At 39.0% G+C, this 18,064-nt stretch carries 16 protein-coding genes; 9 read left to right on the top strand and 7 right to left on the bottom strand.

Translation table 11 applies throughout. From position 1 onward, the window contains the following. Positions 1 to 384: 384 nt before the first annotated feature. The 3 genes from NSQ44_RS17985 (at position 385) to NSQ44_RS17975 (ending at position 2,679) form a co-directional block, all read left to right on the top strand. On the top strand, positions 385 to 1,434 hold the full coding sequence (locus NSQ44_RS17985) for an NAD(P)/FAD-dependent oxidoreductase (RefSeq protein WP_340857965.1): 1,050 nt from the start codon (positions 385 to 387) through the stop codon (positions 1,432 to 1,434). A 333-nt stretch (positions 1,435 to 1,767) separates the two neighbouring features. Beyond that, positions 1,768 to 2,283, top strand: a complete 516-nt coding sequence (locus tag NSQ44_RS17980) for an acyl-CoA thioesterase (RefSeq protein WP_082829614.1) — start codon at positions 1,768 to 1,770, stop codon at positions 2,281 to 2,283. A gap of 24 nt (positions 2,284 to 2,307) precedes the next feature. Further along, positions 2,308 to 2,679, top strand: a complete 372-nt coding sequence (locus NSQ44_RS17975; RefSeq protein WP_063388277.1) for a hypothetical protein — start codon at positions 2,308 to 2,310, stop codon at positions 2,677 to 2,679. A gap of 466 nt (positions 2,680 to 3,145) precedes the next feature. On the opposite strand, the gene NSQ44_RS17970 is transcribed toward NSQ44_RS17975, so the two are convergent. Next, positions 3,146 to 4,573, bottom strand: a complete 1,428-nt coding sequence (locus NSQ44_RS17970) for an NAD(P)/FAD-dependent oxidoreductase (protein WP_340857963.1) — start codon at positions 4,571 to 4,573, stop codon at positions 3,146 to 3,148. Between the two features lie 613 nt (positions 4,574 to 5,186). On the opposite strand from NSQ44_RS17970, the gene NSQ44_RS17965 reads away from it, so the two are divergent. Genes NSQ44_RS17965 through NSQ44_RS17955 form a run of 3 tightly spaced genes read left to right on the top strand, consistent with a single transcriptional unit; the run spans position 5,187 to position 7,616 of the window. After that, a complete protein-coding gene (locus NSQ44_RS17965) occupies positions 5,187 to 5,909 on the top strand; it encodes an ABC transporter ATP-binding protein (RefSeq protein ID WP_144598303.1) in 723 nt (240 codons plus the stop codon). Beyond that, complete coding sequence (locus tag NSQ44_RS17960; RefSeq protein ID WP_340857961.1) at positions 5,906 to 6,931, top strand: ABC transporter permease; 1,026 nt, start codon at positions 5,906 to 5,908, stop codon at positions 6,929 to 6,931. The genes NSQ44_RS17965 and NSQ44_RS17960 overlap by 4 nt, the downstream gene beginning before the upstream one ends. Positions 6,932 to 6,962: 31 nt before the next feature. Beyond that, positions 6,963 to 7,616 carry a TetR/AcrR family transcriptional regulator gene (locus NSQ44_RS17955; RefSeq protein WP_340857959.1) on the top strand — a complete coding sequence of 218 codons (654 nt, stop codon included), beginning with the start codon at positions 6,963 to 6,965 and terminating at the stop codon, positions 7,614 to 7,616. A 504-nt stretch (positions 7,617 to 8,120) separates the two neighbouring features. Here NSQ44_RS17955 and NSQ44_RS17950 read toward each other — a convergent pair. Beyond that, a complete protein-coding gene (locus NSQ44_RS17950; RefSeq protein WP_063388282.1) occupies positions 8,121 to 9,398 on the bottom strand; it encodes a cation:dicarboxylate symporter family transporter in 1,278 nt (425 codons plus the stop codon). A 283-nt stretch (positions 9,399 to 9,681) separates the two neighbouring features. On the opposite strand from NSQ44_RS17950, the gene NSQ44_RS17945 reads away from it, so the two are divergent. Both NSQ44_RS17945 and NSQ44_RS17940 read left to right on the top strand, forming a co-directional pair. After that, the gene (locus NSQ44_RS17945; protein ID WP_340857956.1) at positions 9,682 to 10,989 is read left to right on the top strand and encodes a sensor histidine kinase; all 1,308 of its coding nucleotides are present in this window, start codon (positions 9,682 to 9,684) and stop codon (positions 10,987 to 10,989) included. 4 nt (positions 10,990 to 10,993) lie between these two features. Continuing rightward, complete coding sequence (locus NSQ44_RS17940) at positions 10,994 to 11,923, top strand: response regulator (RefSeq protein WP_340857954.1); 930 nt, start codon at positions 10,994 to 10,996, stop codon at positions 11,921 to 11,923. 139 nt (positions 11,924 to 12,062) lie between these two features. On the opposite strand, the gene NSQ44_RS17935 is transcribed toward NSQ44_RS17940, so the two are convergent. Then, positions 12,063 to 12,473: an Rrf2 family transcriptional regulator gene (locus NSQ44_RS17935; RefSeq protein ID WP_340857951.1), complete on the bottom strand. Its 411-nt coding sequence runs from the start codon at positions 12,471 to 12,473 to the stop codon at positions 12,063 to 12,065. Between the two features lie 184 nt (positions 12,474 to 12,657). Between NSQ44_RS17935 and NSQ44_RS17930 the strand changes: the two genes are divergently transcribed. Then, a complete protein-coding gene (locus NSQ44_RS17930; protein WP_340857947.1) occupies positions 12,658 to 13,287 on the top strand; it encodes an NAD(P)-dependent oxidoreductase in 630 nt (209 codons plus the stop codon). Positions 13,288 to 13,520: 233 nt separating this feature from the next. Here NSQ44_RS17930 and NSQ44_RS17925 read toward each other — a convergent pair whose 3' ends face one another. The 4 genes from NSQ44_RS17925 to NSQ44_RS17910 form a co-directional block, all read right to left on the bottom strand. Then, complete coding sequence (locus NSQ44_RS17925) at positions 13,521 to 15,455, bottom strand: ABC transporter permease (RefSeq protein ID WP_340857946.1); 1,935 nt, start codon at positions 15,453 to 15,455, stop codon at positions 13,521 to 13,523. After that, positions 15,445 to 16,206 carry an ABC transporter ATP-binding protein gene (locus NSQ44_RS17920; RefSeq protein WP_117016894.1) on the bottom strand — a complete coding sequence of 254 codons (762 nt, stop codon included), beginning with the start codon at positions 16,204 to 16,206 and terminating at the stop codon, positions 15,445 to 15,447. Before NSQ44_RS17920 ends, NSQ44_RS17925 begins: the two co-directional genes overlap by 11 nt. A gap of 94 nt (positions 16,207 to 16,300) precedes the next feature. After that, the gene (locus NSQ44_RS17915; RefSeq protein WP_340857944.1) at positions 16,301 to 17,305 is read right to left on the bottom strand and encodes a sensor histidine kinase; all 1,005 of its coding nucleotides are present in this window, start codon (positions 17,303 to 17,305) and stop codon (positions 16,301 to 16,303) included. After that, on the bottom strand, positions 17,298 to 17,993 hold the full coding sequence (locus NSQ44_RS17910) for a response regulator transcription factor (protein ID WP_117016918.1): 696 nt from the start codon (positions 17,991 to 17,993) through the stop codon (positions 17,298 to 17,300). Before NSQ44_RS17910 ends, NSQ44_RS17915 begins: the two co-directional genes overlap by 8 nt. Positions 17,994 to 18,064: the final 71 nt, after the last annotated feature.

The following is an 18,064-nucleotide window of genomic DNA, read 5'->3' as shown; positions in this document are numbered from 1 at the left end:
TGTGGAGCCGTCTCTTGTACTTAAGCAGGGGTTAGGAAGGATTCATTTGAATATCATGTTTCATATGTTCGTGGAAGCGGCCGCTATCTTTTCATGAAAAATAGATAGAGGTTCTAGATGTCCGTTGATTTCCTGCATCTACAAACGATTCATAGATAGCTTGAAGAAAGACGGATGTTTCCAACGGTTAGAAACCGTCTGGGACTTGCTCTCGTTGTGCGAATGCGAGACAGTGGTCCGACCGTCCATAAACAATACGAGCTCTATATGGTGTAAACATTTTTTTCAATAGTCAATCACTGTTCGTTGTAAAAGAGGTAAAAACAATGTATATTTAATTGAGAATGATAATCATTTCCTGAGTTCTAGGAGAGGTGGAAATAGATGAAACATGACGAATTATACGATGTGACGATTATTGGCGGCGGACCAGCGGGGTTGTATGCGGCATTTTATAGCGGATTGCGGGAAATGAAAACAAAGCTGATTGAGTATCAGCCACAATTGGGCGGCAAGCTTCATGTTTACCCGGAGAAAATGATTTGGGATGTTGGAGGACATGCACCGATTACAGGAGAGCAATTAATTAAGCAGCTTGTCAAGCAAGGATTAACATTTAATCCTACAGTGGTTCTAAATGAAAAGATTGAATCGATGAAACGAAAGGAAGATGGCACTTTTATATTGCAGACCGCTTCTGGACGGCAGCATTTTTCCAAGACGGTCATTGTCGCTGTGGGAAGCGGTATATTGAAGCCGCAAAAACTGGAGATCGAGGGTGCAGAAAAGTTCGAGGTGGCTAATCTGCATTATACAGTGAAATCGTTAAAGCTCTTCAAAAATAAAACGGTCATCATTTCAGGAGGAGGCAATGCGGCAATTGATTGGGCGAATGAATTAGTGCCGATTGCTAAAAAAGTGTATTTGACGTATCGAGGGGAGATGTTAAAAGGTCATGAATCGCAGGTGACTCAGCTTCTAAACAGCTCGGCTACTTGTTATTTTCATACCTCGATTACCAAATTGATTGCCAGCGAGGACCATGAACGGATTGAACGAGTCGAGCTAACAAACCGTGAAACAGGAGAGATCACCTATTTATCGATTGATGAAGTAATTGTGAATCATGGCTATGAGCGCGATTCCTCCTTGCTGGAAAAAAGCGAGCTGAATATTCAAATGATTGACAATCACTACATTGCGGGCAACGCCCATAGCGAATCTTCTGTACCGGGACTTTATGCAGCGGGGGATATTCTAAAATACGATGGGAAATTGCATTTGATTGCGGGGGCCTTTCAGGATGCCGCAAATGCAGTAAATAGCGCTAAACAATTTATTGAACCTAAGGCTGATAAATTTGGCATGGTATCATCCCATAACGAAATCTTTAAAGAACGCAACCGAGAATTGATAAAGCAAATGATGAAATAAAAGTTTATTTGGAATAGAATGTAACACACGACCAAGCTCAATGATACGATCCCTTTATAGTAGACAGGAAAAAGAAAGCCTGTTCATCTGTCTATTATGGAGGGATTTTTCTATATGTGCTTTTTTATTCCTGTCTACTTGACTGGGACAGCTCATCACACGGGTGGTTTTTTGTTCAGGTTAAAGAGCGCTTCCATACTATTTTGTTATGAATTGCATATAGGATTGGCATTGTATCTTTGCAAACCAGCTATATTATAATTCTCTTTGTAAAAATTCTAATACGGATGAAGCGTACGCTTCAAAAGTATTTTTATACGTAAGGTGATCATGATGGAAGCAAAAAAAGTTAAAGAAACACGTGTTGTTCAAACAGATCAAGTGCTCATTAATGATTTGAACAATTATCATACATTATTTGGCGGAGTTTTAATGAAGAAGATGGATGCATGTGCGACGCTTTCCGCCCGCAGACATACAAGGGTAAAGGAATGTGTTACGGCGTCGACCGACTCCGTTAATTTCCTTGAACCGATCCGGGTAAGTGATTCGGTTTGTATTGAATCATTTGTTAGCTATACAGGTAAAAGATCCATGGAGATTTTCTGTAAAGTGATTGCAGAAGATCTAGAAACTGGGAAACGAAGAATTGCAGCTACTGCATTTTTCACTTTTGTTCCCTTGGATGAGAATAAAAGACCGTTGGAAGTACCGCCTATTATTCCAGAAACAGAGGAAGAAAAATATCTCTACGAAACAGGAAAAGAACGTGAAAGCATTCGCAAGTTAAAAAGACAACAAAATAAAGAACTCGTGTCCAGACTTTCACTGAATAAACCGTGGGATTAATACGGAACAAAGGAATGATATAGTGTGATAATAGACTCTAGTTACGATGAGTTGAAAAATGCACAAACCGCTATCGAAAACTTAAAGGCAACAACACCAACTATTTATCGGAAATTTTTAAATATCGTCCATTTGACTCGTCAATTACAATATGGATATCAATATATGGGCTCTTTACTAATGGATGAAGACCCGGATCGATTCCAACCGAAATTTCAGGATGATTATGTATTGTCTATCTATCATCAGGAAATCGAAAAACTAAAAAAAGATAAAAGGTTTCCGGAATTAAAACAATTGCTGCAATCATATAAACATATTAGCTATACAAACATTAGCAAGCTGGCTTTAGGGGAAAAACCAGCAGCATTAATTGGTCCAGCCGTGGTCCATTAATTATTCGAAGGAAACTGAAAAAATTTAACGGATTTCCGAAAGAAGTCTCCCATCCTCAAGGAATGTGCAGGGCGTAGCCCAATGAGTAGGTGGGAGATGAATTTCGGTTGGCTTTAGCCAACGAATAGGATAGAATATGGGTAGAACGGACACCTTCGGAACGAAGGGAAGCGTAAAGGGTTCTTGTGTGTGGCTTACCGTTCAGCGAACACACACAAGTCGCTTGAAGCCCCAACCTCTAAGCGAAGCGTAGGTGGTGGGTAGTTCACTTGGGTGGATCGAACTTTGATTCGATTCACCTTATTTATTTTTAAAGAGTGTTAAAAGGCCGCTTTCTCAGACCATAAATTCCTTGCATTACAAACAGCTGTCCGAAAAAAATATAAACGTTATTTTTATTTGAAAAAGGGGCGCCTCTTAGCTGAAAAATCAGCTTGAGACAGCCCCCACACTACCAACGGTTATTCTAAGGCTTTACTCCTTTTTTAGTCCATTCACCGACAAATTCGATTTCGTTATAGGAATAGAAGTCTTTCAATATCTTTTCGCGATCATCTAAGAAAAGCTGATCCGCTACTTCTGAAACGAGCTTGCGTATCCCGTATTTCAGGCCGGAAAGAGCAGCTGCTGTAATGCCGCAGCTGATCAAACCCGAATAGTTGAAAGCGAAAATTCCGTACAGAAGCTTTTTGCCCTTTTCATCGCGGCTTATAAAAGCGAAACCAGGGCTGAGATAAGGATGGGCATCAAGCATTGGATTGGCCAGCTCCTTCGGGGGATGATAGCGGTCTCCCCAACGAGCAATGTGGCTTTCGACAAGTCTCAGCTCCGGACGCAAAGCAGGATCAGTGACGAGTCCGGTGCAGATGATCAGAAAATCGAAGGTGAACTTGCCCTGAGGTGTGGTCACTACTGCACCTTGATCTGCAGCTTCAACATCAAGCCATGGTGCTCCTAAGTGCAGGTGAAAACCGGGCCATGAGGCTGCGCGTCCGAAGGTATCGTTGGTCGGCGGCTGATTATATTTAAAGAAATGAGCGATGATTGCATATTTATCAGCGTCCGATAGAGCTTGGAAACGTTCAATTAGACCGGAAACTTCCATATAGCGGATCGGATTGATACGCTGCAATTTCTTGCGGCGGACAAAGACATGAACTTCGGCAGCACCCTCTGATAAGGCAAAATTGGCATTATCAAAGGCAGATGCGCCGCCGCCCAAAATTCCGATCTTTTTCCCTTGTAGTGCTTTAAAATCAATTGCTTCTGAGGAGTGGGCATAGAGATGATGCGGCAATTTTTCAGCAATGAAAGGAGGAACATGCCATTCGCCGCCGCCTTGAATTCCCGTGGCTAAAATAACCTTTCGTGCGAGCAATATGTCAGATGGTGCACCCGTCCCTTCAATATGAAGCCGGTGAATCCCTTCATCAGTCGGCTCTATCAACTTCAACTTTACTTCATTGATGACGGGCAGATTGAGAACTTTCCGAAACCAGCGCAAATAATTCATCCAAGCTCCCCGAGGAATTTTGTCCAGCGCTTCCCAGCCTTCCGGTCCGAATTGTGCTTCCCACCAAGCGCGGAAGGTTAGGGAAGGAATCCCAAGGTCGATGGAGGTCAAATGTTTAGGTGTTCGCAAGGTCACCATACGGGCGTAGGTTTCCCACGGTCCTTCCCAGCCCTCTCGGTTTTCATCAATGACAAGAATGTTGGATATCCGTTCGCGTAGAAGACCGAAAGCCGCACCTAAGCCGCTTTGGCCGCCGCCGACGATCACGACATCGTAGACATGTCCTTCAGGTTTTTTTAGCGTTCGCACCCAGCTTGGACCTCCGAAGGCGAGATAGGAAAGATCGGTTTTCACTTGTTTGTTTAATGCCTCTAAGCTCATCTTTTTTCACTTCTTTCAACTGTAAGAATTTGAAAGTCACATATGTCAGCCTTATCCGTAAACAGAAATCCGCATGAGAAGAATTATTATATTGAATCAATCATTATTGTTTTTACAGTACCACTTGCCCATATAGTATCACTTCAACCATTTTTATTGAATGTGTATTGTATCTAAAATCTCCTTTAATCATTATGTAAAATAACTAAAAATGTTTGTTTAATTTCCTCTAAGGAACGAATACCAAAGCTATCTTCATCTAGTCGTTCCTGTAAAACACTCCTAATGAGCCAATAGCTAACCGATTGCCCCGATTTCTCCTGCCTATTAATAAATGGGCATAATTTGTGCAAAAAAGCGCATCTTCTGATGTTCATTCCTCAGTCCAGTCAATTTGTGTGGATGTTTTTTCTAGTTCAAATGCTTATTGTTGCTTTTTGTATAAATCCGCAGCGGTCAGCTTTTTTAAGACGATAACTATTAAAGCCGAATCTGTTAAAAAAATTTTCCTATCATTCGAAAAAAATGAGTGATTACTCACTACACAAAATTCGTTTGCACAACTATAATGTATGTGAGTACTCACTCATTTTATACGAAAGGATGGGAAAAAATGGCCTCAATGATTATTGTCCGTAAAGCTGCGATTTCATTCGGGAAGGAAAAAGTGCTAAAAAATATTGATTTGGACGTAAATGAGGGAGAGATTTTCGGGCTTCTTGGTCCATCCGGCTCCGGGAAAACGACGTTGGTCAAAATGATCACAGGAATTTTAGAGGGAGATCAAGGAGAAATTTTTATCAAAGATCAAAAGGTTCCTTCACTCGAGCTAATGAAATCAATCGGTTATATGGCGCAATCGGATGCTCTTTATCAGGAGTTGACCGCGAAAGAAAACCTGGAATTTATAGCCGCTATTTACGGGCTAAAACGCCAAGAACGGAAGAAAGCGATTCAGGAAGTTTTGGAAATTGTCGATTTAACTGATCATATGGATAAAGTTGTCAAGGACTTTTCAGGTGGGATGAAAAGGCGGTTGTCTCTAGCTGCTTCGCTCATGCATAAACCGGATCTATTAATTTTAGACGAACCGACGGTTGGAATCGATCCAGTGCTTCGCCAATCGATATGGAGTGAATTAAGAAAACTAAAAAACAACGGGATGACCATTTTAGTTACGACACATGTCATGGATGAAGCGGAAAAGTGTGATCGTCTGGCCATGCTAAGAGACGGTTATATCATTGCTTGTGACACGCCGGAAAAGCTAAAGGAAAACCAAAAGGTCGATTCACTTGAAGAAGCATTTTTAGCATACGGGAGGAATGAGAAATGAGAGTAGGAGCTGTTGTCATCCGAATTATAAGACAGTTGTTAAGAGATAAACGGTCGATTGCTTTATTGATCTTTGCGCCGCTTTTAGTTATCACTCTTGTATGGCTTGTATTAGACGGCGACCCATACGAACCGAAAATAGCAGCAGAAAATATACCGGCGCCGCTTGAGCAAGTATTGCAAAATGAATTGGAGAAAGATGTTGTTCAAATGTCCGAAAGTGAAGCGAAGGAGGCTTTTCAAAAAGAGGATTTAGATGCATTTATAACGATAAAAAATCATGTTCCGTATGTTTTGCTGGAAGGAAGCGACCCGACAGCCAATTCAGCGGTTATGAAGGTGATTCAAACCGCCTTCAGCTCCCTGTCAGACCAAAAAAATATTCAGCCTGATGTCGAATATTATTATGGCTCTGACAAAATCAATCTTTTTGATCAGACGGGTTCAGTACTAATCGGTTTTTTTGTCTTTTTCTTTGTTTTTGTGTTAGGCGGTATTTCATTTTTGCGGGAAAGAACACAAGGAACATTAGAAAAATTGCTGTCGACGCCGATTAAAAGATGGGAGATTGTAACAGGCTATTTGCTAGGATTTGGCTTATTCACGATTATTCAATCGTTCGTTATTGTCACGTATTGCGTATATGTACTTGATATTTGGATGGCATGGGATTTTTGGCAGCTGTTAGTAGTTACATTTTTATTAGCCATCACTGCGCTGGCGCTTGCTACCCTTTTATCAGCCTTTGCAAATAATGAGCTGCAAATCATGCAGTTTATTCCGATTGTCATCATTCCACAAGCATTTTTTTCGGGAATCTTTAATTTGGAGACATTGGCAGAGTGGTTGCAAGTGTTGAGTAAATTTATGCCGCTTACTTACGGAGCGGACGCCATTCAAGAAATCATGATTAAAGGAAAAGACTTGGTCGATCTTTGGCAGGATTTGCTAATATTGTTCGGCTTTGCGCTGCTTTTCTATGTCTTAAATATATTTGCATTGAAAAAACATCGCAGGTTATAACAATAAAAGAGAGAAATAAGGAGGGAAGTGTATGGACCAGAAAAATTTTATGGACGAGTTCATGAAGGCAACGAATCAAGATTTAACGCCGAAGCAGGCAAAAATTCTTCAAGCGGCAGTCGAAATTTTCGCCGAAAAAGGGTATGCTGCGACATCCACGAGCGAAATTGCGAAAAGAGCCGGGGTAGCGGAAGGAACGATTTTTCGCCATTATAAAACAAAAAAAGATTTGCTGATATCCATCGTTTCACCGATCATTATAGAATTTGCCGTTCCCTTATTTACTGAAAGGTTTATCAATGAAGTTTTCCAGGATCAACGACTTGATGATTTTGAAGATCTGTTAAGGAAAATCATCCGCAACCGCTATCAATTTGTCAAAAACAATGTCCCATTGTTAAAAATTTTTTTTCAGGAAATGGCGTTCCATGCAGAAATTCAAGAAAAATTTAGCACGGTTTTTACTGAAAAAGTTTTGCCTCAGTTTATAAAAGTTGTCAACCATTTTAAACAAAATGGGCAAATAGGTGATTTTCCCACCGAGACTGTCATACGTTTAACGATTAACTCGATCGTTGGTTTTTTCATTACCCGCTTTTTGGTCATGCCGGATTATCCATGGGATGACGAGAAAGAAATAGAATACACGATCCAATTTATTCGGAACGGGTTAAAGGGGATTTGACTTTGCTTTCAATAAAGAAAAATCACAATTATGATACGCCGATTTCAAATGTCGGATGAGTATCAGTAGATTTGGCTTAATATAATTTTTCATTTATGAAAATATGAAAGTTAGTTATTCTGTATATTTCATTAGGAAGTATTTTGAAGTCAAATTGAAGGTTAAAAAAATGAGCCTATAAACGGTGTTAGTCATTGGAATTTTAATGAAGAAAATCATGTGCGTAAGGAACAAGGGAAAAAGAAATAACTAGGACTGAGGGCTGGGCGTTCACAACTATAAAGTAAAACTAATATATGGCTTCTTCATGGGATCTTTCAATTTTCTATCTTTCATTGCAAAAGGGGCTGTTTTAGAAAGTCAAATCGCCATTGAAAACAAAAAATCATAAACACCGATATATCAACGTTTCTAAAACATTCATGGGGGGTCTAATAAGCCGTAAAAACGACTTATTAGACCCCCCTTTTTGATTGCAAAGTTTTTGGAATTATATCGGTTATATTAAGCTGCGGATTGCTTATTATTTTTAAAAGAATTGATATATGAAATAGCTTTTTCAACATCGAACTGACCTTCCCATTTAGACATAACGACAGCGGCTAATGAATTTCCAATGACATTGACCACTGTTCTAGCCATATCGAGAATACGGTCAATACCTGCGATAAATGCAAGACCTTCAGGCGGGATGCCTACTGCTCCCAGCGTAGCCAACAATACAACAAATGAAACGCCTGGAACGCCTGCAATTCCTTTTGAGGTCAACATTAATACTAGCACCAATGAAATTTGATCAGCGATGGACAAATCAATGCCATACATTTGTGCTATAAACAGTGCTGCTAATGCTTGGTATAGGGTTGAACCATCTAAGTTAAAGGAATAACCTGTTGGAATGACAAATGCTGTAATGGATTTTGGACATCCAAATTTCTCCATTTTCTCCATTATTCTTGGCATAACTGTTTCTGAGCTTGAGGTTGAATAGGCAAGGATAAGCTCTTCTTTAAGTAAACGGATGATGTGAAAAATGTTTAGACCGACTAATTTTGCAACAAATCCAAGAATGACGACAACGAAGAATAACATTGTTGCATAGCCGACAATTACTAATTTACCCAACGGCACCAATGATTCGATACCGAATTTAGACACAGTCACACCGATAAGGGCAAACACACCAAATGGTGCAAATTTCATCACTTGGTTCGTCACCCAGAACATCGTTTCAGCTGTACCTTGGAAAAAGGCAATGATCGGTTTTCCACGCTCTCCGATGGCTGTGACTCCAAGTCCGAAAAATACAGAGAAGAAAATGATCGCCAGCATATTTCCTTCAACAAATGCCTGGAAAATGTTTGGTGGAACAATGTTGACAAATGTATCAGCTATTCCGTGGCTTTCAACTGCTTCTGCCGTATCGACATAACTATGAATATCTGTTTTCTCTAATGAGCTCATATCGACGCCGGAACCAGGCTGAAAAATGTTAGCTGCTAAAAGTCCGACAATAATGGCGACAGTTGTAATAATTTCAAAATACAAAATTGTTTTTCCGCCAAGCTTTCCGAGCTTTTTTGTATCACCTACACTTGCAATACCGACAATTAAGCTGGAAATAACAATTGGAATGACGATCATTTTAATTAATCGTAAAAATATATCCCCAATTGGCTGCAAAAATTTCGCAACATCTGGGTTACCATAAAAAATAGTACCAACAACAATACCTAGTACAAGACCTATTAAAATTTGCCAAGCCAAGCTTATTCTTTTCATCATAGCACCTCTTTTCTTTTATAATTGCCTCCAAAACGAATGGATGACAAAATTGATTATCATTATCTTTTAAATGATTACTCGTCGAAATAATAAGCTATAATAATTAGTAGAGTTGTTTGCGAGAGCGCTTACGAGTTATCTCATCTAATTTAAAATTGAAACTACAAGATCATACGATAAATCTACAAAATTCTACAAATTGATTATTTACTTCGTTTTTAACATTCTAACTTTTATTCAATTTTTTAAGAGGAACCATTATAACAAGGTTGTGGTAATATTGAACTTGCACTCTCTTGAAAAAAAAGAACTTCAATTATTGGTTGCAATGATCATTTTGGTTCCGCTCGCTGGCGAAATTAAATTTTATCCATTTAATGAAGTTTATCGGGTGAGTTTTGGACCTCCAGCATTGTTTATTTTTTTATTGTGGCTGAGAAAGGTACCAGCTGTTATATGTGGTGTTCTTGCAGGCTTATCAATTGTGACATTTCGGGTTCTTCTCGATTTGATATCCCTTACATCTGTTGATTGGATGGCTTCCATTCATACAAATTCCCCTTATTTTTTCTATTACTTCACGTATGCGCTTGTTTTTTCTGTTTTAAGAATTCACCGATTTTACAATCGACCATGGGTGATCGGCCTTTTGGGGATTGTGATAGAATTGGCAGCCGGGATTGTCGAGCTACTCGCTGAAAATATTATGATTGGAACGGTAATGACTTTAGATGCCTTTAATAAAATTATGATTATTGCCATATTCCGAAGTTTTTTTGTGATCGGTTTATTTAGTATGATAAAATTGCATGAATCTAAGCTAAGGGAAGCGGAGATTCAAAAACGAAATGAACATATGATCATGCTGGTATCGAACCTTTACGAAGAGTCGGTGCTATTAAAAAAATCCGTTCAAGATGCTGAGGAAATTACGAGGCAATCTTACAACCTGTATCAAAAATTGCAGGAGATCAGGAAAGGGAAGAAAAGGCTGTCGCTGGAGGAGCTTTCACGGCATGCCTTGAGGATTGCCGGCGAGGTTCATGAGATCAAAAAAGATAATCAACGCATTTTGTCTGGACTTTCAAAAGTAATTTCAGAAGAAAGCTCCCTTGATTATTTAGATGTCCGATCACTTTTATCAATCATTGTTCGAACACATGAGAAGTATGCTGAGCTGTTGGGGAAAAACATTGAATTCAGTATTGCATATAATGGGTCACATCCTGAGTATCATGTGTATACGTTTATTTCCATTGTGAATAACCTTGTCGCTAACGCAGTGGAGGCCATCAAAGGAACTGGCAGCATTGAGATTGCAGTGGAGCGGGAAAATGATTGGCTAAAAATACGCGTTCATGATGATGGTCCCGGAATTCCCGATCAATATAAAGATATTATTTTTAAACCAGGATTCACCTTGAAATTCGACAGCACGGGTAATTCATCAACAGGTATTGGGCTTTCATATGTGAAAGAATTGGCAGAAAAGCTTAACGGGGAAGTAAAATTTGAGCATCAGGAAGATAGCAAAGGGGCAACATTTATCGTTCGTCTGCCAATTGGAAATTTAACCCAGAAAAGGTGATTTTATGAGGTTTTTTATAATAGATGACGATGAGTCAATTCGTACTATGCTATGGCATATCATTGAAGACGAGGAACTTGGTGAAGTCGTAGGCGAAGCAGCAGACGGTGCTGATGTTAGCGGTGAATTTTTAAATTTGAAGAAAGTCGATATTTTATTAGTTGACCTGTTAATGCCCATTCAGGACGGCATTGAAACGATTAAGAAAATCAAGCCGATTTTTAAAGGAAAAATTGTTATGATATCGCAGGTGGAATCAAAGGATATGATCGGCCAAGCTTATGAATACGGAATCGAAAACTATATAACGAAGCCGATTAATAAAATTGAAGTATTGTCAATCTTAAAGAAGGTGATGGGTCATATACGTTTGGAAAAAACCATTCAGGATATCCATCACTCTTTATATAGCGTTATGAACGTTGATCATCTTCTAAAGCAAAATGTAAATCCTTATAAAGAAAATTCTCTTTCTGCCAGTGCACGATTCCTCCTTTCAGAACTAGGCATTGCCGGAGAAAGCGGCAGTAAAGATCTCATTGAAATCATGCAGTTTTTATACGATTACGAACAAGAGAAAACATTTGCCGGCGGATTTCCTTCATTAAAGGAGATATTTAGAAATATTGCGTTGAAGAAGATTGGAGAAGCAGCCAGTGAAGAGGAGCTGAAAAGGGAAATTAAAGCGTCTGAACAACGTGTGCGGAGGGCGATCTATCATTCCTTGAACAACTTAGCGTCACTTGGGCTCACAGACTTCATCCATCCAAAGTTTGAAAATTACTCATCCAAATTTTTTGATTTCACTGCTGTTCGTCAAAAAATGGAGGAATTAAAAGCCGATCGGCCTGCAGCTGCATCGTCTATACGAATCAATACGAAAAAATTTATCCATGCTTTTTATTTTGAAATCAAGCACTTGATGGAGGAATAAAATCGATTTCAAAGATTCCCTGCATGCGTGCAAACTTACGAAAGTAAAAATGAATCATTCACCTTATTCAAAACAGCGAAACGGTTATAAGTGCCGAAAAAGAGGAGATAACTACCGTCTCATTTTTTATGGGCCATTCTTATTGTAAGAAATGGCCCATTACGTCTTTTAGGGATTGGCTGGACAGCTCGTCTTCCATCGCTTTTTGAACGCGCGTAAATGTGCTGACCAGGGCGGATTGAATGTTTTTTCCAACGGGACAATTGGGGTTCGGATTTTCGTGAATAGCGAATAATTCATCTTTCGGTTCGACCGCTTTAAAAATATCCAAAAGTGTTATGTCTTCAGGGTTTTTTGTTAATTTTGCTCCGGTTCTGCCGGCATGGGAAGTTAATAGTCCCGCTTTCTTGAGCATGCTTGTAATTCGCCGGATCACCACGGGATTCGTGTTGACGCTTTTGGCAATAAATTCTGAAGACATATGCTCAAGGGGATTTGATGCTATTAAGATCATAATATGAATCGCCACTGCTAAACGGCTGTTAATCATAAGTTTCCACCACCATTTGTCACTATTTTAGTGACAAATTTGAAATTTTGTCAAACAGGTTGGCAGGCAATGATTTCCGGATGACAGCTTCAATCAATAAGTTGACAGAGATTTATATTTGTAACTATAATAGTTACATATAATCTGTAACTGAATTAGTTACATAAAGGGAGGAAAATTGTTTATGAAAATTGCCGTTATTGGTGCAACGGGAAAAGCAGGAAGTTTAATAGTAAAGGAAGCAAAGGAACGAGGACATGATGTGACGGCTATTGTCCGCAATGCTTCTAAAGTGACTGATGTACCAGCTGTTGAAAAGGATATTTTCGATATTACATCAGAGGATATAAAAGATTTTGATGTTGTTGTAAATGCATTTGGCACTGCACCTGGTGAAGAGCATAAACATGTGGAGGCAGGAAAAGTATTAATCAATGCCTTGAAAGGAGCGCCTAATACGCGGCTTATTGTTGTAGGCGGAGCGGGCAGCCTGTTTGTCGATGAAGCGAAAACAACCCGCCTCTTTGATACGCCGGATTTTCCGAAAGAATATTTGCCGGTAGCGAAAAGCTCAGCTCAAAATTTGCAAGATCTTGAAAACTCTGAAGGGATTCAATGGACTTATATTAGCCCAGCTGCATTTTTTGATCCGCAAGGTCCGCGCACAGGTGAATATAAAGTTTCAGGCGATGTGTTTGCTGTCAACTCTGAAGGCCAAAGCTACATCAGTTATAGAGACTATGCGATAGCACTTGTAGATGAAATTGAAAACCGTAAGCACATTAATAAACGTTTTTCGGTCGTATCCAAATAAAAGCTTGATTGCCGAGCGGTGCAGATTTTCTTATTTTTTTACGGTTTGAGATTTGGGAGGATTTCAGGGGTCATATAATGAAATATAAGCCTCAGACACCCTGTGGGGAGCTGAGGCTTATATTTTTCTATAAAGTTGAACAAACTACCCGTTTTTCACACGGGCGGTTTTTTTAATAAAGAGGGGGTTCCCAAAAGTCAACTTATACTGACTTTTTGGACAGTTCCTTAATATTAAAGAGCCGCTTTTATTACTTTTTTATAATAAAGTACGGAGAGAAAGCCGAAAATCGAATACAAAGCTGTATATAGCAGCATGACGAGAATCATTGGCGTCCAGAGCTCTGTGCCGAATAAAAACCATCCGGATTGAACGGCAAAGTAGCTGTGGAAAAGTCCGATGATCAAAGGAATCCCAAAATTAAAAGCTTGTTTGGCTTGAACTCCTTTGAGCAAGTCGCCTTGTGTGAAGCCGAGTTTTCTTAAAATGGTATAATTTAGCTTTTCATCTTCGCTCTCATCCATTTGTTTGAAATAAAGAATGCAGCCGGATGTAATCAGAAAAGTTAAACCTAAAAAGCCGACAATAAACATGCTGAGCCCCATAGATCGTTTTTGATTGCTGCTCATGGCGAGCCGTGAATCATGTTGGCCGTTAAACGAAATTTTTTGAAAAATTTCATCGGCTTCTTCTATCTTTGCTTCTTCTTCAATATCAATTCCTATATAAACCGTCGAATCTTTTTGTATTTTCGGGTTCATATCCTTTTTTAAACGTTCAAAAATGGTTTCGTCCACAATGGCAACAGGCAGGCCGCCGCTTGTGAAAAAATAGGAAATGTAGTATTCCTTTTGTAAACCTAAATATTTTTGCGGTATGACTTCGTGCCGGCCTTTTAATTCAATTTGACCGGAACTTTTCAGCGGCATAAACTTCTGCATCATATCGTTATACCCTGCAAAAAGAGTTTCATCTGGAGACAGATTGATCTTTTCTACATCGTCGTCACTAATGATTGGGAGAGTCATGGATGCCGGGTCAACTTTCAATTCCTTCAGCTTTGTATCTAATATTTTCTTCATATTGATGTTTGCGTGGATCACATCAATCATTTTTTCCCTGTATGGAATGTTTTTTTCCTCTAATGCTTTTTTAAATTGCTTTGCATCTTCCGCATTCGTCAGAGCAAAATCGGCGGCGACATAATTTTCAGCGGATTTTTCCGATGAATAGTAGGAAATATAACTTAAAGATAACAATCCGATGGCAAGAGCAGAGACGGTTGTAATGATCGTTAATAATAAAGCATTTGACTTCATTCGGAACATAATCGATGAAAGAGATAGTACCTCATGAATATTTAAATAACCATCCTTCTTTTTTCTAATGAGATAAAAAATAAAGCTGACAGACCCTTTATAAAATAAATAGGTTCCGATAATGACAGATCCTAGTATAAAGATCATCGCAAGGAATAGCTCATTCATCGTAGTAAAATCGCCACCAAATAACTTAGACGAAATATAGTAGCCTATAATGATGAAGAATATGCCGAGAATCCCGATAATCATTTCCAACAGGGATACTTTTTTTACTTCTGTAGTGGAAGCAACTTTAAATAAAGATAAAATGTTTTGCTTTTTAATAAATACGTAATTCAACAGCATGATACAAAGATAAATCGCACTAAAAACGATCACTGTTTGGATCAAAGCATTAGGTGAAAAAGTAAGCGTTGCAATGGCATTGACGCCGGTAATTTTAAACAAAATCATAATGAATAATTTGGAGCTGGCAAAGCCAATAAAGACTCCAATGAATAATGAGCTGAAATAAATGATAAAATTCTCAGCCGTAAGAATGCGGAATATTTTCCCTTTTGTCATGCCGATTAATTGAAGCAAGCCAATTTCTTTACTGCGCCGTTTAATGAAGATGTTATTGGCATACAAGAGAAAGACAGTCACAATGACAATCAATAATACGGATGCAGTTCGAATGGCAGCAGCCCCTTTAATCGAGCCTTTTGTTGCATCCATTGACGGATCATATTGCAATGTGACAAACGCGAAATAAAGGGCTACTGTAAACATTAAGGCAAATACATATAAATAGTAGTTTTTCAAATTTTTTTTCAAATTACGGAAAATCAGCTGATTAATGCTCATTTTGCACCCCGCCTAATACCCCTTGGGTTTTCATAATATGCTGAAAGAACGTTTGTCTTGTTTCTTCCCCTTTTATTAATTGGGTATAAATTTGCCCGTCTTTTATGAAAATGACCCTGCTTGAGAAACTTGCTGCGACCGGATCGTGGGTGACCATGACAATGGTGGCTTTTCGTTTTTGATTTAATTTTTGCAGCTTGTTTAATAGATCAGATGCCGATTTTGAATCAAGGGCGCCTGTTGGCTCGTCGGCAAAGATAATGCTCGGCTCGTGAATAAATGCCCTTGCTGCTGAAGTGCGCTGTTTTTGGCCGCCGGAAATTTCGTTTGGATATTTATCCTTTATTTCATAAATGCCCAGTTCTGTTGCCAGTTCATTGAATTTTTGCTCCGCGTCTTTTTTTGCTGTTTTTGTAATGGATAAAGGCAGCAGGACGTTTTCTTTCACTGTTAGTGTATCGAGCAAATTGTATTCTTGAAAGATGAATCCTAAATGTCTTTTGCGGAATTCAGCCAGTTGTTTTTCTTTCATGCTTACAATGTCTTTTCCTTCTATTTTGATCGTTCCTTGGCTGACTTGATCAATTGAGGATAGAACATTGAGCAATGTCGTTTTCCCTGAGCCGGATGCCCCCATGATGCTGACGAATTCTCCCTTTTCGACACGAATGTCCAATCCCTTTAACACTTCTTGTTTATTAAATTTGTTTCCATAGCTTTTGTAAATTTTTGTTGCCTCTAAAATATACATATCGCGTCCCTCCTTGATATTTTTATCATAATCGTCCTTCTTGTATTTTTCCTTCGATTCAGCGAACAAAATGAAAAAGCATGTGACAAAATTGTCACATGCTTGTAATGCGGACAAATTCATTTTTCTTTGGAAAGGTTAAGGTAACAGTCGTTCCTTCTCCAAGCTTTGACTCGACTTGAATATTGATCAGCAATGTTTCGGCGGCTTTTTTCGCCAAGTATAATCCCATGCCTGTTGAGGCATTGTCCTGATGTGCGGTCGTGGATGTGAAGCCTTTGTCAAAAATGCGCGGCAGATCCTTCGGGTCAATGCCACGGCCAAAATCCTTCACTTTGATCATTGTTTGATCATTTTGCCGATAGCTTTGAATGATGATATCGGATGAATCGCTGTATTTTACCGCATTTGTTAACAGCTGTCTCATGATAAAGGCGAGCCATTTCGCATCGCTTAGCACTTCGGCAGCCTCTAGCTCGACCTCAAACCCAATTCCTTTTTGCATACACCATGATTGCAAAGCTTTTATCTCTTTGAAAATGAGTGGTCCCAGTGCAACATTTTCAATATATAAATCATTTTCCATGAAAGGAATCCGTTTTTGATGAAGCTGCTGGTCAAGCAGCAGATGAATGCGCAGCCATTCATATGTCAATTGTGCTTTGATAACTTCATCATCTAATCGTTCAATGATTAAATGCATCGCTGTCAGCGGTGTTTTAACTTCATGAATCCATGACAGCAATTCATCTTTTTCCTGCTCGAGCGCAATTCGATTTTGCGAAGCCTCTTGTTTCAAAAGCTTCGTTTGGTTTATTATCCGCTGTTCAATCATTTTTTCAAAAGGGCTTTCAGCATTCGCTATACTTGTTAAATCAAGGCTGTTTTCCCATCCTTCCAAGCTTTTATAAAACTTTGTTTCTTTATTGTAGCGGATGATGACAAAAATGAAAAAAATAATCATCAATAAAAAGACAATATAGAGAACGGACTTTAATGAAATGGTTGAATCAAGATAAGAAATAAAAAGGATAAACAGCTGCATGAATAAAAAGAGAAGGATCCAGCTCTTTCTTTCAATAATATATTTTTTAATCATATACGGCTGCCTCTTCCTTTGCTATGTAGCCTTGGCCGACTTTCGTTTCAATAAAGCGTCCCAACCCGAGCTCATCCAATTTTTTTCGCAAACGATTGACATTGACCGTTAAGGTATTATCGCTGACAAAGCGCTCATCCTCCCACAGGCTTTTGATTAATTCTGTCCGGCTGACGATTTTGTTTTTCTTCTCAAGCAAATGCTTTAATATCAATAGTTCATTTTTAGTTAGTTCAATTGTTCCTTTATCATTTGTGACTGTATTGTTCTCATAATCGACCGTCGCCCCGCACCATGCCTTCAGCTTCATTTGTTCTGTATTATAGTTGTATACTCGGCGGAGAATGGCTTGTATTTTTGCGATAAGCACCTCGAAATGAAACGGCTTTTGTATAAAATCATCCGCTCCAAGCTGCATTGACATCACCATATCGGTCGGGTGATCCCGCGATGATAAAAAAATAATCGGAACGTTGGAATGGGAGCGGATCATTCGGCACCAATGGAATCCGTCAAATTTTGGCAACTGAATATCAATGATGACCAAATCAGGCTTGATGGCTGTAAATTCTTCAATCACTTTTCCAAAGTCAGTAATGCCGTATACATCATAAGACCATTGTAATAACCGTTCTTTTATTTCATGAAACAGGGTGGTGTCATCCTCAATCAGCAAAATTTTAAACAATGCTTTCACCACACTTTTCCTCTGATCTTTTTAAACGTTTCGCTATTCCATAGCGCTGTCGATTAAAAGAA

It is taken from the genome of Aeribacillus sp. FSL M8-0254 (assembly GCF_038008845.1).
In the GTDB taxonomy this organism is placed as follows: Bacteria; Bacillota; Bacilli; order Bacillales; family Aeribacillaceae; genus Aeribacillus; species Aeribacillus composti.
The sequence above is the reverse complement of the archived record's forward strand: the minus strand, read 5'-3'. Positions and strand labels throughout refer to the sequence as shown.